The following is a 22,608-nucleotide window of genomic DNA, read 5'->3' as shown; positions in this document are numbered from 1 at the left end:
TCAGTCGAACGCAATAACCATTCCGTCTTAGAGCGCGTCTAGCATGTGCTCAATCGCGGCAACGATCTCGTCGTCAGAGCAGTCCATACAAGTGCCTTTGGCAGGCATCGCATTAAAGCCGTTAATAGCGTGTTTGGTGAGGGTTTCCATGCCTTTGTCGACACGAGGCCCCCAAGCGGCAGCGTCACCGGTTTTTGGTGCGCCTGCTGCGCCTGTGCTGTGACACGCAGTGCAGTAGGTATTATAAACCTGATCGCCGGTACGCGGACCCGTCGGTTCAGCGGCAGCCGTTTCGACCGGGGCTTGGCCGTCAAGGTATACATCACCAACTGGGGCAATGCGCTCGGCAATGGCGGATTTTTCACTCTCTGAGACTTCAAGCGCCTGTGCGGCTGAAGCAAACATGAAGGCAGCCACAGAGGCAACCATGATATGACGTAGACTCTTTCCCTTTGCGCTCACAATGACACTCCCACATTACTGGTGGCTTACGCCTTTTTCGTCTTATTTTGTCGCCAACCTCAAAGGGTGAATCAATGAAGACGTGATTCGGCCGCGACATTCATATTTCTCTACGGGCTCACCCAAACAGGGTAGGTTAACCCCGTGTAAAGATTAGGTGATTATAGCGCTTTAGATTGTTACGTTAAACCGTTATAGTAGAGACCTAACTGACGATTTCTACGCAATTTGTCCAAAAAGAGACCAGTCAGTAAAAAAATTAAAAAAAGTGCTAGACGGCTGGTAACGATATCCGTAATATTCGTCACCGCCAACGGGGCAAGCGCCCGTAGCTCAGTTGGATAGAGCGTTGGCCTCCGGAGCCAAAGGTCACAGGTTCAAATCCTGTCGGGCGCGCCATTCCGGGATAGAAATAGATGGCAAAAAATCAGTGGTGGCTGTAGCTCAGTTGGTAGAGCCCTGGATTGTGATTCCAGTTGTCGCGGGTTCAAGTCCCGTCAGCCACCCCATTATTCTCGCTAAAAGCGAAAATGTCGGTGAATAGCGCAGTTTGGTAGCGCATCTGGTTTGGGACCAGAGGGTCGGGGGTTCGAATCCCTCTTCACCGACCACCATTCAAACCCTAGCCTAACGGCTGGGGTTTTTTCGTTTATACCTGTTCGTTTGGGATAGCGGGTCGGGGGCCGGAAGCCCGGTCGCATCGAATTCCTCTTCACCGACCACCATTCAAACCCTAGCCTAACGGCTGGGGTTTTTTCGTTTCTAGGTCTGCTTATCATGATAGATGTGTCTGTGTTGATGCCTGTCTGATTAACCCACCTTACCTGCCTATTTATTTTTTGTCGCGATGATGCGGCTTCATGAAGAAAAAGTCAGAAATTAGAGCTTAATCAAGAATCCCACACAGAAAAAAACCTGAATCTGCCCGATATCAGCGGCTACGCGATACTGCTGCTATACCTAAGATTATACAGGGTAAAACACTGCCATTCTTATTATTGATAAAATAGATAACAATTTATGCCGTTAATATCAGCGTAAAGCACTGGCAGTGTTTTATGAGTGTTAACAGGTTAGGCTTTATCTTATGCGTAATTTGTTTTACAACTGTGACACGGTAATGAATCTGTATTTCACTGATATGAAATGTGTTTTGTATCTTTTGGTGTGAATTTACAGAGAATGGCTGTGAATGATTATTCGACCTTTAAGCAGGATTATGGCATATCCTGCTGTGTTGTTGATTTTTTGTGAAATGTTTGCCAGATTGGAATCCCCCTATTTTTTACTGGGTATCGGTTGAACAGGGCTCAGTCTGGACAAGGAGTACATCGTCACATTCGACGATGCCAAGGATGATAAATGGCACTGCTAGAAGTAAATAACCTACGAATAGAGTATCCGTCTCGTCATGGCGTTCATGCGGCAGTGAAATCACTGTCATTTACCATTGAACGCGGCGAGATCGTTGGTGTGGTCGGTGAGTCCGGCGCGGGTAAGTCGACGGTTGGTAACGCGGTGATTGACTTACTGAGCCCTCCGGGACGGATAGTCAACGGCGATGTGTACCTCGACGGCAAAAAGATTTCTGGTCTGACACCCAATGAGATGCGCAAGGTTCGCGGGGATAAGATTGGCTTTATCTTCCAAGACCCCATGACATCGTTAAATCCACTGTTCACGGTGGAGCAACAGCTGACTGAAACCATTCATACCAATTTAAATGTGACTCAGCAGCAAGCCTATCAGCGGGCGTTGACCTTGATGGAGCAAGTGGGGATTCCAGATCCAGAAATCCGCATTAAACAGTACCCCCACCAATTCTCTGGCGGAATGCGTCAGCGTGTGGTGATTGCTATCGCCCTAGCCGGTGAGCCCGATTTAATCATTGCCGATGAGCCCACGACTGCATTGGACGTCTCAATACAGGACCAAATCCTGACACTCATCCGTGACTTGTGTCAGCAGAAAAACGTCGGCTGTATGTTAGTGACCCATGATATGGGTGTGGTCGCGAATGTCACTGATCGCGTTGCAGTGATGTATCGCGGTGATTTGGTGGAAATTGGCACCACCCAACAAGTACTCGGTGAGCCACAACATCCTTACACGCAAAGTCTGATTTCAGCGGTACCACGCTCAGATATCAAGCTTGATCGCTTTCCACTGGTTAACTATATCGAAGAAGCTGGCGAAACCGTCGAGCTGGATATTAAAAACCATTGGTTGGGGCAAAGCCAAGATCAGCGCGCTTATACCGGGCCGTTATTGCAAGTCAAAGACGTATCGCTGCGTTTTGTTACCAAAGATTCGTTATTTGCCAGCCGTCGCGAATATGTTCAAGCGTCTGATCATGTCAGCTTCGATATTGTCGAAGGTGAAACCTTCGGGCTGGTGGGCGAGTCAGGGTCGGGTAAGTCGACCATTGCCCGTGCGATTACGGGGCTGTATCCGCCCAATACAGGGCAAATCATTTTTGAAGGCATTGATCTCACCGCGATTAAGAGCGAACGGGCGCGACGGCCAATTCGTCGTCAAATGCAGATGGTGTTTCAGAACCCGTATTCGTCAATGAATCCGCGGATGAAAATCTATGACATTATCGCTGAGCCTATTCGCTTCCACCGCTTGGCAGACAATGAGTCTCAGATCCGTCAGATCGTGGGGGATTTATTGGATCATGTTGGATTAGGACGTGGCGCGGGGATCAAATACCCTCACGAGTTCTCTGGTGGCCAACGTCAGCGGATTTCAATTGCCCGCGCACTGGCAACGCGCCCGCGCTTATTGATTTGTGATGAACCTACGTCGGCGCTGGATGTGTCGGTGCAGGCCCAAATTCTAAACCTGCTTAAAGACCTACAAGACGAGCTCAATCTCACCATGCTGTTTATCAGTCACGATTTGCCAGTTATTCGACAAATGTGTGATCGCATTGGTGTGATGCGCAAGGGTCAGCTGTTGGAAGTGGCACCGACCGAGCAACTATTTACCGATCCTCAGCATGAATACAGCCGCAAGCTGATTTCATTGATGCCGGAATTTAAGGGAATGAGCACGGAAGGTTTGCAAACGGCATAGTTAGCCTGTGCCGTCGCGGCCAGATGGCCGCAATTGATTACCGATGCAAACACAGCAGGGGACACTCCCCTACGCATAAAGGAGCTATGCAAATGAAAACAATGAAGAGCAAGATTGCCGTGGCGCTGATGGCCGCAGGCCTAAGCTTTAGCGCAGCCGCTGCGGATATCACCATTGCTTACGATGCGGATCCTGTCTCACTTGACCCGCATGAGCAACTGTCTGGTGGCACGTTGCAGCTTTCTCATATGGTCTTTGATCCGTTAGTCCGTTTCACCCAAGAGATGGACTTTGAGCCACGCCTCGCGACCTCTTGGGAGCGCATGGATAACAAAACGGTGCGCTTTAATTTGCGTGAAGGTGTGACGTTCCACTCTGGTAACCCATTTACTGCTGATGATGTCGTTTGGACGTTCAAGCGCCTCAAATCCTCGCCAGACTTCAAAGGGATCTTCACCCCGATTGTTGATATTAAAAAAGTCGATGCGCATACGGTAGACGTGATCACGGATGGCACCTACCCATTGGTTGAAAACGTGATGACCTATGTCTTCCCGATGGACAGCAAATACTACAGTGGTAAAACCGAAGACGGGCGTGACAAAGCAGAGCTGAAGAAAAATGGCTCAACCTATGCGTCAACACACCTGTCAGGGACCGGTCCTTACGTGGTTGCCGAGCGTGAGCAAGGCGTTGTCGTGGAATTTAAGCGCAACGAAAACTACTGGGACAAAGACAGCGAAGGCAATGTCGACAACATCACCTTACGCCCAATTAAAGAAGACGCCACCCGCGTCGCTGCCTTGTTGTCAGGTGATGTGGATATGATTGCGCCGGTGTCACCGAATGATTACCGCCGTATCGAACGCTCTGATAACTTGCAGTTGGTGACCATGCCAGGGACGCGCGTGATCACTTTCCAAATGAACCAAAGTGTTGTTGATGAGTTTAAAGACCCGCGTGTTCGTCAAGCGGTTGCTTATGCGGTCAATAACGAAGGTATCGCGCAAAAAATCATGAAAGGCGCCGCCACGCCAGCTAGCCAGCAAAGCCCCGTCGGGTATGCAGGCTACAATGCTGATCTAAAGCCGCGTTATGACTTGGCCAAAGCGAAAAAGCTGATGGAAGAGGCGGGTTACCCAGATGGCTTCTCGATCACCATGATTGCGCCGAATAACCGTTATGTGAACGATGAAAAAATCGCTCAAGCGGTTGCGGCGATGATGGCGAAGATTGGGATTAAGGTCGATCTGCAAACTATGCCAAAAGCGCAATACTGGCCAGAGTTTGATAAGTGTGAAGCGGGCATGCAAATGATCGGATGGCACCCAGATACTGAAGACTCCGCCAACTTTACCGAGTTCTTGACCATGACCCGCAATGCGGACACAGGTAAGGGCCAGTACAACTGTGGTCACTACTCAAACAGTGAAGTCGACAAACTGGTCACGGCGGCGAACTCAGAGACCGATCTCGAGAAGCGCAGTGCCATGCTGCAAAAAGTCGAGAAGATCCTGTATGACGACGCTGCTTTCCTTCCTCTGCACTGGCAGGATCCATCATGGGCCGCCAAAAATAACGTCAACATCAAACCGATTGTTAACGGTATGAACTTCCCTTATTTCGGCGATTTGGTCGTTGAGTAAGGGTGTAAAAGGGGGCCTGATAAGGCCCCTTCATCTCCAATCGCTTAGAGGCAAACATGGTAACGTTTTTAGTCAAACGTCTGGTTCAGGCACTGGTAGTGATGTTTGTGATCAGTCTGGTGGCGTTTGCTATCCAGGACAACCTCGGCGACCCCTTGCGGGAGCTGGTGGGGCAATCAGTATCAGAAGCGGAGCGTAACGCGCTGCGCGATGAGATGGGACTTAACGATCCCTTTATTACCAAGTACACCCGGTTTATCGGTAAAGCGGTACAGGGCGACTTGGGAAATTCGTACTTCTTTAAACGTCCCGTGGTGGACGTGATTTTAGATAAGCTGGTAGCGACACTGGAGCTCGTCGCTGGGGCGGCGTTAATTATCGTTGTCGTGTCGATCCCACTTGGGGTGTATTCTGCCATTCATCCCAATAGTATTCTCACCAAAGTCATCATGGGCTTCAGTATTGTGGGGATCTCGATACCTGTTTTCTTAACCGCCATCATGTTGATGTATGTGTTCTCGATTGAGTTAGGTTGGTTGCCGTCGTATGGGCGAGGTGAAACGGCCAATTGGCTTGGTTGGGAGTCCGGCTTTTTCACCTTGGATGGCTTGGCGCACTTGGTGCTGCCCGCGGTCTCGCTGGCATCGATCATGTTACCGCTGTTTATTCGCTTAGTGCGCTCTGAAATGCTGGAAGCGCTTGGCACTGAATACGTGAAGTTTGCGCGAGCCAAAGGTTTGCCCCAGAAGAAGGTGTACTACCAGCACGCGTTGAAAAATACCATGTTGCCCGTTGTCACCGTTGGTGGGGTACAAATTGGTACCATGATTGCCTATACCATTTTGACGGAAACTGTCTTCCAATGGCCTGGCACGGGTTTTCTTTTCCTTGAAGCGATTAACCGTGTGGATACGCCACTGATCACCGCTTATGTAATTTTTGTCGGCTTGATATTTGTGGTCACGAATACCTTTGTTGATCTGCTCTATGGCCTTATCAACCCAACGGTCAATCTTATAGGTAAGGAGGCATAGGCAATGACACAAACAACCACTCAGCCAAACCGTTGGCAGCGCTTTTTAGCCTCAGATTTTCTCTATCACTTTAAGCGTGACAAAGTCGCGATGGCGAGTTTTACCGTCTTTGTCCTGTTCGTCTTGTTGGCGCTATTTGCCCCGCTTATTGCGCCGAGCAATCCCTACGATCTGACCATGATTGATATTATGGACTCAGAATTACCCCCGGCATGGATGGAGTGGAGCGATCCGCGTTTCCTGTTAGGAACGGATAACCAAGGGCGCGATATTTTATCGACCATGATTTATGGTCTGCGTATCTCCCTGACCATTGGTTTGTGTGCGGTCGGTTTGCAGCTTCTATTGGGTACTGTGATTGGGCTCAGTGCGGGCTATTTTGGTGGACGAATCGACAGCTTTTTCATGCGAATTGCCGATATTCAGTTATCGTTCTCGACCATGATGGTGGCGATCATTGTCTCGGCCATTTTTAAAGCCAGCTTTGGCAGTGAGTTTTACAGTCAATATGCGATCTTAATGCTGGTGGTGATTATCGGGGTGGCGGAATGGCCACAGTATGCCCGCACCATTCGAGCATCTGTGCTTGCTGAAAAGAAGAAAGAGTACGTCGAAGCGGCGCGAGTGATGGGTTTTCGTTCCCCGCGGATTATGTTCCGCCATATTTTGCCCAACTGTCTTTCGCCCATTTTGGTGATTTCGACGGTACAGGTCGCTAATGCGATTATGTCGGAAGCGGCGCTATCCTTTTTGGGTTTGGGCATGCCGGTCGATCAGCCGTCTTTGGGCTCACTGATCAGTATCGGATTTAACTATATCTTCTCGGGGTCGTGGTGGATCACTGCCTTTCCTGGCATCGTACTGGTCTTATTGGTACTAGTTATCAACTTACTGGGCGATTGGCTGCGGGATGTCTTCAATCCCAAAATCTATAAAGGGTGAATAAAATGGCTGCGTTTGCAGCCATTTTTGTTGGAAGCTAACAGGCTGAGCAGCGCTCGCTTGAGTCGCCGCGTCACTTTGCTTAAGCTGACAACATTCGGTTTTCAGGAGAGCAAATCATGAGGTGGTTGCGACGTCTTGCGGTGAGTGCCGTAGCAACATGGGCGATCAGTGCGCCAGTGAATGCGGCGCAAACGCCGTGTGCGGTGATTGACCACCAACAAGGCTGGCCCATTATTGGTGAGCAGTGCGATATTGGTGAAGGATTGTGGGGCAACCAAACGCCTGACTCAAATAGCCATGCGTTTTGGATCCAGTGTGGGGCAACGGAAGGTGTGCCATCGCGCGCGTTTTTCCAGTCGCTGCGTCAAGGGTTGCCAGACTTGCCATTTCAGGTGCATCTCCGTGATGGGCGCGGGCGTTGCCTGATTGGTCCATATGATAACCCTGACGTGGCGCGTTTGGTGTTACAGCGTGTGCGCCAGTTCGGACCCACCCAAAAGGCTGTTATGCGTCAAACACGCCAGCCATTATCGGAACCGGCCGTGATTCGCTTACCCCCTTTAGCGACGCAGGCGAAGTCTGTGACGTCATCATCGACGATGGCAAAATCAACCATGCCAGCGAGCGCGTCCACCATTAACCTGAATCATTTTGGTTTGCCTGAGCCGGAAGCCGGCGATCAGCAATATGTGGAAAAGGATATCAATTGGTTGCGTATTGACTATGCAGGCGCGATGGCACGGTGCCAAAAAGAGGGCATGATGCTGGCAAGCCAAGCCGATTTAGTCGCGGTATCTAAGGCCACCGATCAGTTGCCTATGCGTTTACCTTATTGGGTGCAAGGAGCAATGGGCGTGGATGCCCGCACTGGGAAAGTGGTGACACGTAATGCCGATGCGGCGTTAAACGTATTGTGTAAAAAGCGTTGACGCTCGGATGAAGAATAACAAACGCCCCGCTTGAAGCGGGGCGTTTTCGTTTGCTTGTGTCTCATTTTCCACGATTAAGCGGCAGGCGGTTGCTCGGGTAGCGCAAGTTTGAGTGCGGTGCGAGAGACATCGCTGGCCGCTTTTCCTTGATTGAGCTTATCCAATACATCGGCGAGATACGCGTAGTCGGTCACGTCCGCACGATACTCGAGGGCTTTCTCAAAGTGGCTACGTGCGTCTTGCCACTTCCCTTGTTGCATCAGCAACTGTCCTAACGCGCTATGGGTCACAGGATTACGAGAGCCGTACCTGAGGAGCTCTTCGAGCATGATCACGGCGGGATGAATGTCAGGCAGCTTTAAGCTGGGAAGCAGCGCAATCAGGCTGTCCTCCGGACGTTTTTTCAAGGCTTCTCGCAGCAGAATATAGGCTTCAGAGTCCGCGTTGCGCGCCACTAAGTGGCGTACCAGCCCCACCAATAGAGCGGGTTGGCTGCGTTTGGTTTTCGAGAGTCGATTCCAGTGGGTTAGCAGTCCCTCGGTACCTTGTTGGCTGGCAATGTGTTCCATGACACCGAGTTCCGCACGCTCACTGAGTGCTTCCAATTGCGTCCCATCGAGAAGCTGAGCCTTCTTCAGTGTGGGCAGCAAATTCAATAACGCCGACCAATCTTCCAGTTGAATATAGGTGTCTTTAAGCAGGGATAGCATCACCGGGTTTCGAGGATGCTGGCGCTTAATGGCACGCAACGACGCCAGTGCTTCTTCGTACTGACCGCTTTGGCTGTGTAGTTGTGCACGGGTCAGGGCAAGTGCCAAGCTGTTGGCGTTAAGGTCAGCGGCTTGTTGGAGATACTGATCCCTGGCATGAAGATCTTGACGCTGCTGCGCCGCTTCTGCAGCGGCCAGTAAATTATGCATGGGCGCGTCACTGAAAGGACGAGCTTTTGCTAATAGCTTCTCCGCTTGCTTCCATTCGCCTTCGCGTAATTTCATCAATCCCGTTTGGGTTTGTTTGCGTGCTTTGCGTTGTTTACGTCCTGATAACCAACCGCTCGCGGTGCTACTGAGCGAGAGCAGCTTGCGCAGCACCCACTCGAGCAGCCATAACACCCCAATCAATCCAACAATGAGGATAATCAAGGTCGTCACACTCATTTCAAGTGTCTGCTCGGCGGCAGAGATCAGTACATACCCTTGTTGACCAGCAAGCTCCGGACCGACGAGCAGACCGGCAACCAGCGCTAAGACAAGCAGTAGGAGTTTAATCATGACTGACCTCCTGTGAGTGGCGCGATGTCTCGACGCAGTCGAGTGTCGATTTCATCACTGACCAAGGCTTGGCTTTTTAGCTTGTTAGGTAAATCGATGCCGATTCTTTGCTGGTCGAGTGCATCGATTTGCTCGACAAAGCGTTCCGTCACAGTCGCATCTTGGTTATAAAAGCGTAGTGTCCAATCTTTGGCCATACCCAAGGCCTCATGATACAAGGCATCATTGCCTTGATAGACCGCGCGCATCGCTTGATCGAGCTTGTTCTTGACGTTCTCTTGCAGATAGTAGCTTTGTGTTGGCGACAGCAGCGGGACAACATTGCCATCACGTTTGCGGTAGGTAACAAAGTTATCGACAAAGTCTTTCACGGAGGTAGTGAGGTTGGTTTGCCAGTCATTGACCGATTCGCTCACCACCGGCTTCTCGGTTTCAATCGCGTCAGGGATCACCGCATTGGCAAGCGGTAAGGTTTCGACCTGCTGTTGCATACTGGTTAAACGCAGCACGATGCCGTCGCGATCAATCCGTTTTACTGCTTTTAGCGCCGTAATGTCGTCGGCCATCGCCTGACGAATAGGCATCAAAGAAGGATCGTTGAGCTGGGCAATGCGATGGTCGGCCGCTTCCATCAGCGCGGTGGCGCTTTGCGCGTCATGCTCGAGCCAAATCTTGCGTCCGGCCATACGAATTAGGTAATCCGCTTCGGCAAGCAGCCAGTCATTCGGACGGCGTCCTTTCACTTCGGCTACCGCTTTTTGCAAGCTCTTCAAGGTATTGTCTTGTTGCGCTAAGCGTGTTTGGGTGTCATCAATCACTTGCGCGCGCACTTTTGCTGCCGTCTGTTGTTGGTCATTTAGGGCTTGCTCAAGGCGTGCAATCTGCGCTTGCTGCGCGGATAGCGTATTTTGCAGCACGGTGGCTTGTTGGTGGCCGTGGTAGAAAAGCCAACCACTCGACCCTAGCGCGATGGCGATGGCAACTGCACCTAATATTAGTCCGCCTCGGCTGCGTGTGGCAGGTTTAGGCTTATTAGGCGCCGCTTTACTGTGCGAGGCGTGTGTATCTGGTGAAGAGGGAGTCGTGGCCTTGCTTTGCTTGGTGTCGGTGTTTTTGTTGTCAGTCATCCGAAAGTCCCGTTTTTCTTAACCTCAGCAGCGTGTTAACCAGTGCGTCATTGGCCACGCTGTCAACGGTCGTAATCGTGTCAAAACCGAGCGCAGTCGCTTGATCTTGAATCCTTTTACTGGGCACCAGTATACGGCATTGGCGCAGCCAGTGCTGTCCGCTCAGTGTGATAAGTTGATCAAAGTGGGCTAATTGTTGACCACTGGTTACCACCACGGTGGTAATCGTGTCTTGTGGCCAGCTTACTACTTGCGATACTAAAGGCTCAATCGCCCATTGTCGTAGATAGGCCTCGCAATAGTGAACTTGCCCGCCTTGCGACTGCAAGGTTTGCCCCATCATATCGCGTCCGCTCTCTCCGCGCAGAATAACCACCTGCTTCCCTTTTATCACCTTAAAAGGCGCTAATGAGAGCATGCCTTCGCTGTCTTCTCGCGCAGGATACTGTACCGGCTGGTTGGCAACCTGCTGCCATTCGTTGGCCGTGCGCTGCCCGACGGCCACATAATGACAATGACGCGGCCACGCTAACCCCTGTTGCTGAAGGGCTTGATGGGTAAATGCGACCGCGCGGGGGCTAACGGCCACTAACACACTGCCTGCGGGGAGAGAGGAAAGTAGCGCGGGCAGTGACGGTAAATCTCGCCCCGGCGTAAAGCTAACCAGTGGGCAAGGCAAGGCCGCCAGCTTGTGTTGGGCAAGCAGGTCGACTAATTGGCTGCAATCCGGCTCGGGGCGAACAACAACAATGGTCATGCGTCGTCTTGATAAAGCTTATCCAAGATTTGACGTGCGCCTTGGGCGAGCAGTTGCTCGGCGAGATCGGTGCCCAGTTGTTCGCCTTTCTCGAGCGGCCCTGTAATTTCGCCGCGCAGAATGGTAGAGCCATCGGGCTCACCGACTAACGCACGTAGCCAGATTTTGTCGCCTTGGATTTCTGAATAACTGCCAATCGGCACCTGACAGCCGCCTTCGAGGCGATTGTTCATCGCGCGTTCGCACAATACGCGTTGAGTGGTGTTGGCGTCAGACAGCGGGGCCAACAAGGTACGAATACGTTCATCATCCAATCGACATTCAATCCCTACGGCACCTTGGCCAACCGCGGGTAAGATCACTTCTGGCGGGATTTCGCTGCGAATGCGATCGTGCAAGCCCAGTCGTTTTAACCCAGCTGCTGCGAGGATGATGGCGTCATATTGGCCATCGTCGAGTTTACCGAGACGCGTGCCGACATTGCCGCGCAATGTATTGACCACCAAGTCTGGGCGGCGCTCACGAAGTTGGGATTCTCGACGCAAGCTGGAGGTGCCTACCACCGCCCCTTCGGGCAATGCATCAATGCTGTCGTAATGATTAGAGACAAAGGCGTCACGCGGGTCGCCACGTTCACAAATGGTGACCAGCCCCAGTCCTTCAGGAAATTCGACTGGAACGTCTTTCATCGAGTGCACGGCGATGTCGGCGCGACCGTCGAGCATGGCTTGCTCGAGCTCTTTAATAAACAACCCTTTACCGCCAATCTTGGCGAGCGGTGTGTCCAGAATCACGTCACCTTTTGTGACCATCGGCACCAGCTCGACGGATAAACCTGGGTGTGACTGCTCAAGAGCCGCTTTAACAAACTCCGCCTGCCACAATGCCAGAGGGCTTTTGCGTGTCGCAATGCGTACGGGGGTTGAATACATGATTTGCTTTCCTTCTTACACAATGGCGCCCATCCTATCATTGGCGCTGCGCTGGACGTAATCTCTCCTGACGCGTTTGCGCATTTATGGCGTGCTGGTCGCGATATAGGTGAAAAAATGTGATCAATCGCTTATTATTACAGCAAATTGTTACTTGGAAAGACGGCATTTTTGCTGGTCTACGACTAAGGTTGTAGAGCGAAAAAGATTGATGTTGGTCTCAAAAATCGCCTATAGTGCGGCATAGATACCACCACACAGGCATCGGGGTTATTGGCTTTACCCGAGTTGTCTAGAGTGTTACATTGATCACGTTTTGTTATCTGCAATTGGGCGGATACGGTGAAGACAGTAACGTCGACCTGTTGACCGGGATGTCAACGAATCTGGATGATTGCCTTGCAAACATACGTTGAACAGCAAACTGAACGCATCGAGGCGTTTAACCGTGTGAGAATGGATCGCGCGCGGTCAGCCATGAGCCGGCAGGCTCAAGCGGTTTTCGATGTGCTACCAGTGCTTTTACACCTAAACCATCCGGCTTTACCGGGGTTTTTTGACGACAGCGTGCCCTTTGGCATTGCCGATTACGAGCTTGATGAGACACAACGTCAGTTTGTCTCCGATTGCCTGATCCACACAGACACCCGTTTCTCCTCTCTAACTGCGCGTTTTGAGCACGATCAGCGTCTGCCTATTAAAGGCATGTATACCATGGGCAGCACCGGGTCCATGGGGCAAAGCTTGACCAGTGACCTCGATATTTGGGTGTGTGTGGATGCCTCCGTCAGCGCGGCGCAGCGCGAGATGCTGGATGCCAAGTGCACCGCCATTTCAGAGTGGGCCCTAAACCAAGGGGTAGAAGCGAACTTCTTTGTGGTCTGTGAGGGCCGTTTTCGCCACCACTTGTCACAGGCGATGACCAGTGACAACTGTGGCACCAGTCAGCATTTTCTTTTGCTGGATGAGTTTTATCGCTCCTCAATGCGACTCGCCGGCCAAAAACTGTTGTGGTACATGGTGCCACCAGAGATGGAAGCGTGCTACGAGGACTATGTGGATACGCTGGTCGCTGACCATGGCCTTGACCGTCGTGATTGGGTCGACTTTGGTGGTCTGCCGACCATCCCAGCCGAAGAATATTTTGGCTCAAGCTTGTGGCAACTGTATAAAAGTATTGATTCACCGTATAAGTCGGTGCTCAAAGCGATTTTGCTCGAAGCCTACTCATGGCAGTATCCCGGCACCCAGCTTCTGAGTGTGGATGGCAAACGCCGTTTCTATGCCGGATGGGTCGATGTGTATCAGTCCGACGCCTATTATTTGATGCTGGAAAAAGTCACCCGTTATTTGGAATCCATTGGTGACACCCGTCGTCTCGACCTTGTACGTCGTTGTTTTTATCTAAAAACCCATGAGAAATTGACGCAGGCGCCGTCGACCGGCTCGGTCGCATGGCGTCGTGATGTGTTGCGATTGCTAACCCGTGAGTGGGGCTGGGATGAACAGGCGCTGGCCTACCTCGACAACCGCCGTTACTGGAAAGTCGAGGAGGTAAAATACGCGCACAACGAGCTGCTTGACGCCTTGATGCAAAGCTATCGGAACCTGATCCGCTTTGCCCGCCGCAACGATATTACGTCCGCGATTAGCCCGCAAGACATCAGTATTCTCGCGCGTAAACTGTATGCCGCCTTTGAAGAATTGCCGGGTAAAGTGACCTTATTGAATCCGCAAATTTCGCCAGATTTACATGAATCGGATCTCACCTTTATTCAGGTATCGGAAGGGCGCACCAATGCGCCGGGTTGGTATTTGTATAAGCACTCGCTTGATCCGGTCGATATCATTGGTCGCGCGCCGCTAGAGCACAATGCTTATTTATCCAAGCTGGTGGCGTGGGCGTTTTTTAACGGCTTGCTGACGGAGTCAACCCATTTGCACACCGTGGTGCGCGATGCGGATGTTGATATCGATACCTTGTATCAGCTAGTCAGTGACATGCGTAACACCTTCTCATTACGTCCACCGCGCCCGACACTGGATGCGCTGTCGAGTCCGTGTGAAATTCGCCAGCTCGCGTTGTTTGTCAATTTGGAGCAAGATCCAACATCGGCATACAAAAAACCGTCGATGCGTTTTGACTTCAAAAACAGTGATATTTTCAGCTACGGCCCCGAACAAACCTGTTTGGTGGGGAGTGTCGATCTCGTTTATCGCAACTCGTGGAATGAAGTTCGGACCCTGAATTACCGTGGCGATGATGCCATTTTGGAAGCATTGAAAACCATGCTGGGCAAAATGCACCAAGATGCGCTGCCCCCAGAGTCTGTGGACGTGTTCTGCTACTCAAGCAAGATGCGTGGCTTAATTCGTAATCTGGTCTATCAATTGGTCGCTGAGTGCATTGAATTGCGCTTAAAACCAATTGAAAAGGAAAAGCGCCGCCGATTTAAAGCCTTACGCATCGGTAAGCAGACTCATGGTTTGTTTTTCGAACGTCGAGGCGTGTCAGTACAGCGGTTAGAAAACTCGGTTGATTTTTATCGCTGTATTTCCACCAACAAGGTCAACGGCACGCCGGTGATGGTGGTCGACAACCCACAAGATGTGCATCCGCCTGAAGTGGTTGATGCCTACGCCAGTGAAGGCTTGGTGCAGTTTTTCTTTGAAGATTGTACCAATGGTTACAACCTGTATATTCTCGACGAAAACAATCGGGTGGAAGTGTATCGTCAGTGTAGCGGGGACAAAACTGAGATGGTGCAAGGGGTAAACCGTTTCTATACCTCTTCTCATGACCGCTACAGCTACAGTGCCAATTTTATCAACTTTAACTTGCCGCAGTTTTATCAAATCGTGACCGATGAGCAGGGTGAAACCCAAGCCTTGCCCTTTAAATGCGATCCACAATGGCAGCCGCCGCGACAGCCGCCACATCAGGGATTAGCCGGTCAGGTAGCGTCGTTTAAATAGTCAACGAGCGCGGCCCGTGGGGCTCGCGCTCTGTCGATTGTCCATCAAGATCACCAAGAAACAGGTTCGCCTGCGTGCTTGCTGCACTCTTGCTGCACCAGATCCATCAACACGAGTCCCGTTTTGCTGCAGGTCCATTCGCCGTCTTTGAGGGCAAAGTGGAATCCACCGCTTTTCGACGCGAGCCAGATTTCTTGCATCGGCTCTTGGCGGTTAATGATGATTTGGCTGCCATCATCGAACTCCAGCGTCATTACGTTGCCAACGCTCTCATAATCGATGTCGGCGCCTGAGTCATCGATACCTTCTTCAATGGCCTGCATTTGTAAATCGACCAACTGATGATATTCCGTTGTGTTCATCCCGTTACATCCTATTGCTTTTCATGGTTGTGATGCGATTATAGAGGGCATTGACTCGATAATCACTGGCATTCACTATGCGAAAACTCGTCATTTTACTGATGTTCACTGGCATCATGACACTGACCGGCTGTGGCCAACAAGGGCCCCTGCATTATCCGGACGAACAACCGACGCAAAATCAATAACCAACGACGACAGGGAAGAACACCTTGGATTATTTCAATTATCAGGACGACGGCCAGCTGTGGGCCGAATCATTGCCTTTGACCCAGCTTGCCGATGATCACGGTACACCCTTGTACGTCTATTCACGTGCAACCTTTGAGCGCCATTGGCACGCATTTGATCGCGCCGTGGGCGATCATCCGCATTTGGTGTGTTATGCCGTTAAGGCAAACTCCAATATCGGGGTGTTAAATGTGCTGGCGCGCTTGGGGTCAGGATTTGATATTGTCTCTCAAGGTGAACTCGAGCGCGTGCTCGTCGCCGGTGGTGATCCTGCCAAAGTGGTGTTTTCTGGTGTGGGGAAAACGGCCGCAGAAATGCGTCGTGCACTGGAAGTGGGCATCAAATGTTTCAACGTGGAGTCCCACTCTGAACTCGACCGCTTAAATCAAGTCGCGGGCGAGTTGGGTGTGCAAGCGCCGATATCGTTGCGTATTAATCCTGATGTGGATGCCAACACCCACCCCTACATCTCGACGGGCTTAAAGGAAAATAAATTTGGTATTGCCTTTGCGGAGGCGTTGAATAGTTTCCGTTATGCAGCCAGCTTGCCACACCTTAAGGTCGAAGGCATTGACTGTCATATCGGCTCGCAACTGACCGAGCTCGCGCCTTTTATTGAATCTACCGACCGCTTGTTGGCGTTGATTGATACCTTGGGTGATGAAGGCATTACGATTCGTCATCTGGATGTGGGTGGCGGATTAGGCGTGACCTATAGCGACGAGAAACCGCCTCAGCCATCTGAGTATGCCAAAGCGTTGTTGGCGCGTTTGGACAATCATCGTCATCTTGAGCTGATTTTTGAGCCGGGTCGTGCGATTGCCGCCAATGCGGGGGTGTTGCTGACCAAGGTTGAGTTTCTGAAGCACAGTGAGCATAAAAACTTTGCCATTATCGATGCGGGGATGAACGATTTAATTCGTCCGTCACTGTATCAAGCCTATCAAGAAATCATTCCCGTGGTGCCGCGCCAAGGAGAGCCACAAACCTATGATTTAGTAGGCCCAGTGTGCGAAACGGGTGATTACTTGGGCAAAGACCGCTCGCTGGTGTTACAAGCGGGTGATTTACTGGCGGTACGCTCAGCCGGCGCATATGGCTTTGTGATGGCGTCAAACTATAACTCACGCTGCCGCCCCGCCGAGGTGATGGTTGATGGCGACCAAGCTCACCTTGTGCGCGAGCGCGAAAACTTGGCGTCGCTATGGCAGCTTGAACAGCGCCTACCAGAATAAGGATTGGCATGCAGGTACAGTTTGCAAAAATGCACGGGCTGGGCAACGACTTCATGGTGGTTGACTGTGTCACGCAAAACGCGTTCTTTTCGCCGGATTTGATTCGGCGTTTGGCCGATCGTCATCGTGGCGTCGGCTTTGACCAGCTATTGGTCGTGGAGCCGCCTTACGATCCTGAGACAGATTTCCATTATCGCATTTTTAATCCTGACGCATCGGAAGTCTCGCAATGTGGCAATGGTGCGCGCTGCTTTGCGCGTTTCGTGCGAATGAAAGGGCTAACCAATAAGCATCAGATCAGCGTGAGCACCCAAGCCGGTAAAATGCTACTGCACATTGAAAACGACAATCAGGTGCGCGTGAACATGGGCGAGCCGGAATTCACGCCGGGGAAAATTCCGTTTCGTGCCAACTCACAAGAAAAAACCTACTTGATGCGGGTGGCGGAACAGACCTTGTTTGTGGGTGCCGTGAGCATGGGCAACCCGCATGTAGTGACTGTGGTCGAGGATGTCGACCATGCCGACGTGGACACCTTGGGACCGCTACTTGAAAGTCACGAACGCTTCCCTGAACGGGTCAATGCTGGCTTTATGCAGATCCTTTCCCGCAATGCGATTAAGCTTAGAGTGTACGAGCGCGGCGCTGGTGAAACCCAAGCCTGTGGCAGTGGCGCGTGTGCCGCGGTTGCGGTCGGGATTATACAAGGCCTGCTTGATGAGCAAGTAACGGTGAGTTTACCCGGTGGAGATTTACGCATTCGCTGGCGTGGGCCGGGTCATCCCTTATCAATGACAGGCCCAGCGACACATGTATTTGATGGACAATTGCAATTATGAATGATGGGGTAGAAGCTTCGACACTGGAAACCATGCCTCTTAGCGATGAGGCGGTGGCAGCGTATTTAAAAGACAATCCAGATTTTTTTATTCGCCATCGCGATTTACTGACGCAGCTGACCGTGCCACACGGCGAGCAAGGTGCAGTATCGCTGGTGGAAATTCAACTCAAGCGCCTGCGTGAGCGGGTGGCGGAGCTGGAAGAAGACATTACCCAACTGATGAGTCTAGGGGCAAAAAACGATGCCCTGTTTCGTGCCTTTGCTGAAGCGCATCAGGCATTGTTGCGTGCCGACACACCGCAGACGGTGCAAAAAGCATTGACGACGCTTAGCGATCAACTGCAACTGAGCGTCAGCTTACGTGTGTATGCGTCTATCGACGGGCTGCAGACCATCTCACGTCAGGCGGTGGATCAATTAAAGAGTCATCATTTTGCCGGACGTCGTTGTTATCTCGGACGCTTGCGCCGTGTGGATGCTGAAGTAGTGATGGCAACGCCACCGGAGCTAGGCTCTTTTGCGCTGATACCGATTAAAGGGGAAGGCAAAGAGTGGGGACTGTTGAGCTTTGCGAGCGCAGATGGCGGGCACTTTCAGCCAGAAATGGACACCCTTTTTATCGAACAGCTGGCGGCACACTTGGCCATCTTATGTAGCCAGTGGACGAACAAGGGTGAGCGTCAGTGACAGCGGTAACGTCTGACCAAGCGGCTCCCCGTTCACTGACGGTCCCTCTTGATCGCTTTTATCAATATCAGCTCAGCGAACGGGGCCTCAGTGCCCATACGCAACGCAATTATCAGCGCCAGTTAGATAAGATTGTCGACTTTCTGGCCGCGCGGGGCATCGCCCATTGGCAAGATGTGGATGCCGACTGGGTGCGACAAATTTCGAGCCAAGCCAAACGCGATGGCCTCAAACCGGGCAGTATTGCGTTGCGGCTGTCCGCACTGCGCAGCTTTTTCGACTATCTCGTACAAACCGAACAGCTTGCCGCCAACCCAGCCAAAGGGGTCGCCGCGCCCAAGCAAGGGCGCCAGTTGCCGAAAAACCTTGATGTGGATGAAATGAATCAGCTGCTCGAGGTGGAGCAAGACGACCCGCTGTCGGTACGGGATCGGGCGATGATGGAGCTGATGTATGGCGCAGGGTTGCGTTTGGCCGAGCTGGTGGATCTCAACGTGCGTGATGTCTCGGTACGTAAAGGGGATTTGCGTGTCACCGGTAAAGGGGAAAAGGAGCGTATCGTGCCTTTTTCCGGCATGGCGAAAACCTGGGTGATGAACTGGCTAAAAGTGCGCAACCAGCTCCTCAAAGGGCCAGAAGAGGCGCTATTTATCTCTAAACTCGGCCAGCGAATTTCGCACCGTAGCGTGCAAAAGCGTATGGCGGAGTGGGGACAAAAGCAGGCGGTGAACAGCCATATTAATCCTCACAAACTGCGCCACAGCTTTGCTACTCACATGCTGGAGTCGTCTGGGGATTTGCGGGCGGTGCAAGAGTTGCTTGGCCATGCCGATTTAAGCACCACACAAATTTATACCCACTTGGATTTTCAACACTTGGCGAAAGTGTATGACGCGGCGCATCCTCGCGCCCGCAGTACAGGGGCTCGTAAACCCAGCGCAGGCAAAAAAAACAACTCGGAGTCGTGATATGAAATTTTATCGTCGCTTAAACGCGTTTGATGCGGTGAGTTTTGACTTGGATGATACCTTGTACGATAACTGGCCGGTGATCGCACGCGCGGAGGCGGCGCTAAGCGACTATTTGAGTGAGCACTGCCCACCGCTCGCCGCGCTTGATAAAGCCACCCTTGCGGGATTTCGCCGCCAAGCCCGTGATGAGAACCCTGCCCAACGCTTTGATGTTACCGCGATGCGGGTTGCCCAGCTGACGCTTGCCGGTGAACATGTGGGTTTAACCGCGGAGAAGGCGCGCGCACAAGCCCAAGCGGCGACCACCTTCTTTTGCGGATATCGCAGTGACTTTACTCCGCCGGCGCAAAGTCTGGCTTACTTAAAAGCTTGGTCCGAGAAACTGCCATTGGTGGCTATCACTAACGGTAACGTCGACACCGATGCGATTGGACTGACGCCGTTTTTCCAGCATATTTTCCGTGCCGGTGAACACGGTGCGGCCAAGCCGAACCCGGAGATGTTTGACAAGGCGGCGCAGGCCTTGGGCATCGCCCCGGCGCGTATTTTACATGTGGGCGATCATTTAAGTTCGGATGTGGCTGGCGCGCGCCAAGCGGGCATGCAAGCCTGTTGGATCCGCCCAGAGCGCCAATCTCCGATGATGCGCAAAGGACGCACCTTACCGGATGTGGCGATCGACGATTTATCTGAGCTCGATAGCTTAATTCAGCAGTGGCACCGTTAGGCCGCGATACTGCTATGCGATATTACGTATACTACCAGTATTACTCATAGCTCAGATATTACTCATAGTACTGATATTTCCACCATTCACTCGGTTGAAGCGCTGATCGTTATCGGGCGCGCAATTTAGCGCTGAGCTGGTATAATCGCCAACCAGTGTATAAATACCCAGTAAAATGGCAGGTGGCGATGGACGTATCAACTCTTCTTGACGGACTCAACGACAAACAGCGTGAAGCCGTGGCCGCGCCGCTCGGCAACCATTTGGTGCTGGCAGGTGCTGGCAGTGGTAAAACCCGGGTGCTGGTTCATCGTATGGCTTGGCTAATGCGGGTGGAAGAGGCGTCGCCGTTCTCGGTGATGGCGGTTACCTTCACCAACAAAGCGGCAGCGGAAATGCGCGGCCGTATCGAGCAATTGATGCAAGGCACCGCCTCGGGCATGTGGTGTGGCACCTTCCACGGCATTTGCCATCGTATTCTCCGTGCCCACTATTTGGACGCCAACCTGCCACAAGACTTCCAAATTCTTGATTCAGACGACCAGCAGCGCTTGCTACGCCGGTTAATTAAAGCGCAAAACTTGGATGAAAAACACTGGCCCGCCAAGCAAGCGAGTTGGTACATCAATGGCAAAAAAGATGAAGGCTTGCGTCCCAAGCACATTGATACCCGCCATGATCCGGTTGAAAGCACTTGGCTACGGATTTATCAGGCGTATCAAGAAGCCTGTGATCGCGCCGGTTTGGTGGATTTTGCCGAGATCTTGCTGCGAAACTTAGAGTTATTGCGCGATAAAGCGGTGATCCGTGATCATTACCAAGCACGTTTCCAGCACATTTTGGTGGATGAGTTCCAAGATACCAACAACATCCAATATGCGTGGCTACGCATGATGGCCGGTCAACAGGCTAGAGTGATGATTGTCGGCGATGACGACCAATCCATTTACGGCTGGCGTGGCGCAAAAGTCGAAAATATTCAGCGTTTTCTGGACGATTTCACCACCCCGCAGACTATCCGTTTGGAGCAAAACTACCGCTCGACCAGTACGATTTTGCAAGCGGCGAACACCCTGATTGAAAACAACGCCGACCGGATGGGCAAAAGCCTGTGGACCGAGGGCAAAGAGGGCGAGCCTATTTCGGTGTATGCCGGGTTTAATGAGCTAGATGAAGCGCGCTTTGTCGTCGGGAAAATTAAAACCTGGCAAGACGAAGGGGGCGTACTGAGTGACAGCGCCATTTTATACCGCAACAACGCCCAATCCCGGGTGCTGGAAGAAGCCTTAATTCAAGCCGGCTTGCCTTATCGTATTTACGGCGGCATGCGCTTTTTTGAGCGTCAGGAAATCAAAGATGCATTGGCGTATTTACGTTTGATGGCGAATCGCAATGACGATGCGGCGTTTGAGCGGGTGGTAAACACGCCCACTCGAGGGATTGGTGATCGCACTCTTGAGACGCTTCGTGGTGCGGCGCGCGATCGTGGCCAAACCTTATGGCACACTGCCGAGCAAATCTTGGCCGAAAAAGCGCTGGCAGGGCGTGCGGCCAATGCATTGGGCCGGTTTATCGAGCTGGTCAATGCGCTAGAAGATGACACCCGTGACATGGCACTGTATCAACAAACCGATGCGGTGATCCGTCACTCCGGCTTGCGCGCCATGTACGAGCAAGAAAAAGGTGAAAAAGCGCAAGCACGCGTTGATAACTTGGAAGAGTTGGTGACGGCCACGCGCCAATTTACGCCACCCGAAGAGGCGGAAGCGGAAGGGATGACACCGCTGTCGGCATTCTTGGCCCACGCCGCCCTTGAGGCCGGTGAAGGGCAAGCGGACGAGTTTGATGACGCGGTCCAATTGATGACCTTGCACAGTGCCAAAGGTCTCGAGTTCCCCTTAGTCTTTATGGTCGGGGTGGAAGAGGGCATGTTCCCCAGCCAGATGTCAGCCGAAGAAGCGGGTCGCCTAGAAGAAGAGCGTCGTCTTTGCTATGTCGGCATGACGCGAGCGATGGAAAAACTCTATCTGACCTACGCAGAAATGCGCCGTGTGTACGGCAAAGACATGTTCCATAAGATCTCGCGCTTTATTCGTGAGCTGCCCGAGGCCTGTTTGGAAGAAGTGCGCATGCGTGCCAATGTCTCACGCCCTGCTGCAAGCGGGGGTCGTTTTTCCAAAACGCAGACTCAGGAGAACTTTAACCAAACCGGGTTTAGTTTGGGTCAGCGGGTTCAACACCCTAAGTTTGGTGAAGGCACCATCATCAACTTTGAAGGCAGTGGCGGACAAAGCCGCGTGCAAGTTGCCTTTAATGGGGAAGGGATTAAGTGGTTGGTGACTCAGTACGCCAAACTGGAAGCGCTTTAATCTCGGCTGCTTAACGCCAAAAAAC

The 22,608-nt window shown here is 52.0% G+C and carries 19 protein-coding genes and 3 tRNA genes; 16 read left to right on the top strand and 6 right to left on the bottom strand.

What is annotated here, in order from left to right:
- Nucleotides 1-27: 27 nt before the first annotated feature.
- The gene (locus N7E60_RS13650) at nt 28-462 is read right to left on the bottom strand and encodes a c-type cytochrome (RefSeq protein WP_069590326.1); all 435 of its coding nucleotides are present in this window, start codon (nt 460-462) and stop codon (nt 28-30) included.
- A 322-nt stretch (nt 463-784) separates the two neighbouring features.
- Here N7E60_RS13650 and N7E60_RS13645 point away from each other — a divergent pair.
- From N7E60_RS13645 to N7E60_RS13610, 8 genes are all read left to right on the top strand, one after another.
- Nucleotides 785-861: transfer RNA gene (locus N7E60_RS13645), tRNA-Arg, on the top strand.
- Nucleotides 862-895: 34 nt separating this feature from the next.
- Nucleotides 896-971 (top strand) — tRNA-His (locus N7E60_RS13640).
- 25 nt (nt 972-996) lie between these two features.
- A tRNA-Pro gene (locus N7E60_RS13635) sits at nt 997-1,073 on the top strand.
- Between the two features lie 751 nt (nt 1,074-1,824).
- Nucleotides 1,825-3,543 (top strand): ABC transporter ATP-binding protein, encoded by a 1,719-nt coding sequence (locus tag N7E60_RS13630; RefSeq protein WP_269597759.1) that lies wholly within the window; start codon nt 1,825-1,827, stop codon nt 3,541-3,543.
- Nucleotides 3,544-3,635: 92 nt separating this feature from the next.
- Nucleotides 3,636-5,189, top strand: a complete 1,554-nt coding sequence (locus N7E60_RS13625; RefSeq protein ID WP_269597758.1) for an ABC transporter substrate-binding protein — start codon at nt 3,636-3,638, stop codon at nt 5,187-5,189.
- Nucleotides 5,190-5,245: 56 nt separating this feature from the next.
- Entirely contained in the window at nt 5,246-6,223 is a 978-nt protein-coding gene (locus N7E60_RS13620; protein ID WP_269597757.1) for an ABC transporter permease, read from the top strand.
- A 3-nt stretch (nt 6,224-6,226) separates the two neighbouring features.
- A complete protein-coding gene (locus tag N7E60_RS13615) occupies nt 6,227-7,165 on the top strand; it encodes an ABC transporter permease (protein WP_269597755.1) in 939 nt (312 codons plus the stop codon).
- 119 nt (nt 7,166-7,284) lie between these two features.
- Nucleotides 7,285-8,097 (top strand): hypothetical protein, encoded by an 813-nt coding sequence (locus N7E60_RS13610; RefSeq protein ID WP_269597754.1) that lies wholly within the window; start codon nt 7,285-7,287, stop codon nt 8,095-8,097.
- Nucleotides 8,098-8,171: 74 nt separating this feature from the next.
- On the opposite strand, the gene N7E60_RS13605 is transcribed toward N7E60_RS13610, so the two are convergent.
- Genes N7E60_RS13605 through hemC form a run of 4 tightly spaced genes read right to left on the bottom strand, consistent with a single transcriptional unit; the run spans nt 8,172 to nt 12,184 of the window.
- A complete protein-coding gene (locus N7E60_RS13605; RefSeq protein WP_269597753.1) occupies nt 8,172-9,368 on the bottom strand; it encodes a heme biosynthesis HemY N-terminal domain-containing protein in 1,197 nt (398 codons plus the stop codon).
- Nucleotides 9,365-10,495: a uroporphyrinogen-III C-methyltransferase gene (locus N7E60_RS13600; protein WP_269597751.1), complete on the bottom strand. Its 1,131-nt coding sequence runs from the start codon at nt 10,493-10,495 to the stop codon at nt 9,365-9,367. The genes N7E60_RS13605 and N7E60_RS13600 overlap by 4 nt, the downstream gene beginning before the upstream one ends.
- Complete coding sequence (locus N7E60_RS13595) at nt 10,488-11,252, bottom strand: uroporphyrinogen-III synthase (protein WP_269597750.1); 765 nt, start codon at nt 11,250-11,252, stop codon at nt 10,488-10,490. Before N7E60_RS13595 ends, N7E60_RS13600 begins: the two co-directional genes overlap by 8 nt.
- Complete coding sequence (gene hemC, locus N7E60_RS13590; protein ID WP_069590307.1) at nt 11,249-12,184, bottom strand: hydroxymethylbilane synthase; 936 nt, start codon at nt 12,182-12,184, stop codon at nt 11,249-11,251. The genes N7E60_RS13595 and hemC overlap by 4 nt, the downstream gene beginning before the upstream one ends.
- 390 nt (nt 12,185-12,574) lie before the next feature.
- On the opposite strand from hemC, the gene N7E60_RS13585 reads away from it, so the two are divergent.
- Nucleotides 12,575-15,160 (top strand): class I adenylate cyclase, encoded by a 2,586-nt coding sequence (locus N7E60_RS13585; RefSeq protein WP_077479950.1) that lies wholly within the window; start codon nt 12,575-12,577, stop codon nt 15,158-15,160.
- A gap of 50 nt (nt 15,161-15,210) precedes the next feature.
- Here the strand turns inward: N7E60_RS13585 and cyaY are convergent, their stop codons facing one another.
- A complete protein-coding gene (gene cyaY, locus N7E60_RS13580; protein WP_077455777.1) occupies nt 15,211-15,522 on the bottom strand; it encodes an iron donor protein CyaY in 312 nt (103 codons plus the stop codon).
- Between the two features lie 77 nt (nt 15,523-15,599).
- On the opposite strand from cyaY, the gene lptM reads away from it, so the two are divergent.
- The 7 genes from lptM (at nt 15,600) to uvrD (ending at nt 22,583) form a co-directional block, all read left to right on the top strand.
- The gene (gene lptM / locus N7E60_RS13575) at nt 15,600-15,710 is read left to right on the top strand and encodes an LPS translocon maturation chaperone LptM (protein WP_096630268.1); all 111 of its coding nucleotides are present in this window, start codon (nt 15,600-15,602) and stop codon (nt 15,708-15,710) included.
- Nucleotides 15,711-15,734: 24 nt separating this feature from the next.
- On the top strand, nt 15,735-16,988 hold the full coding sequence (gene lysA / locus N7E60_RS13570; protein ID WP_077640155.1) for a diaminopimelate decarboxylase: 1,254 nt from the start codon (nt 15,735-15,737) through the stop codon (nt 16,986-16,988).
- Nucleotides 16,989-16,996: 8 nt separating this feature from the next.
- A complete protein-coding gene (gene dapF, locus N7E60_RS13565; RefSeq protein ID WP_069590300.1) occupies nt 16,997-17,827 on the top strand; it encodes a diaminopimelate epimerase in 831 nt (276 codons plus the stop codon).
- Nucleotides 17,824-18,516 carry a DUF484 family protein gene (locus N7E60_RS13560; protein WP_269597747.1) on the top strand — a complete coding sequence of 231 codons (693 nt, stop codon included), beginning with the start codon at nt 17,824-17,826 and terminating at the stop codon, nt 18,514-18,516. Before dapF ends, N7E60_RS13560 begins: the two co-directional genes overlap by 4 nt.
- On the top strand, nt 18,513-19,484 hold the full coding sequence (gene xerC, locus N7E60_RS13555) for a tyrosine recombinase XerC (RefSeq protein ID WP_077640156.1): 972 nt from the start codon (nt 18,513-18,515) through the stop codon (nt 19,482-19,484). Before N7E60_RS13560 ends, xerC begins: the two co-directional genes overlap by 4 nt.
- Before the next feature lies 1 nt (nt 19,485).
- Nucleotides 19,486-20,214 carry an HAD-IA family hydrolase gene (locus N7E60_RS13550; RefSeq protein ID WP_269597746.1) on the top strand — a complete coding sequence of 243 codons (729 nt, stop codon included), beginning with the start codon at nt 19,486-19,488 and terminating at the stop codon, nt 20,212-20,214.
- Nucleotides 20,215-20,402: 188 nt separating this feature from the next.
- Complete coding sequence (gene uvrD, locus N7E60_RS13545; protein WP_269597745.1) at nt 20,403-22,583, top strand: DNA helicase II; 2,181 nt, start codon at nt 20,403-20,405, stop codon at nt 22,581-22,583.
- The last annotated feature ends 25 nt before the right edge of the window (nt 22,584-22,608 follow it).

Source organism: Salinivibrio proteolyticus (assembly GCF_027286365.1).
GTDB lineage: Bacteria > Pseudomonadota > Gammaproteobacteria > Enterobacterales > Vibrionaceae > Salinivibrio > Salinivibrio proteolyticus.
This window is presented reverse-complemented; position numbering and strand designations above follow the sequence as displayed.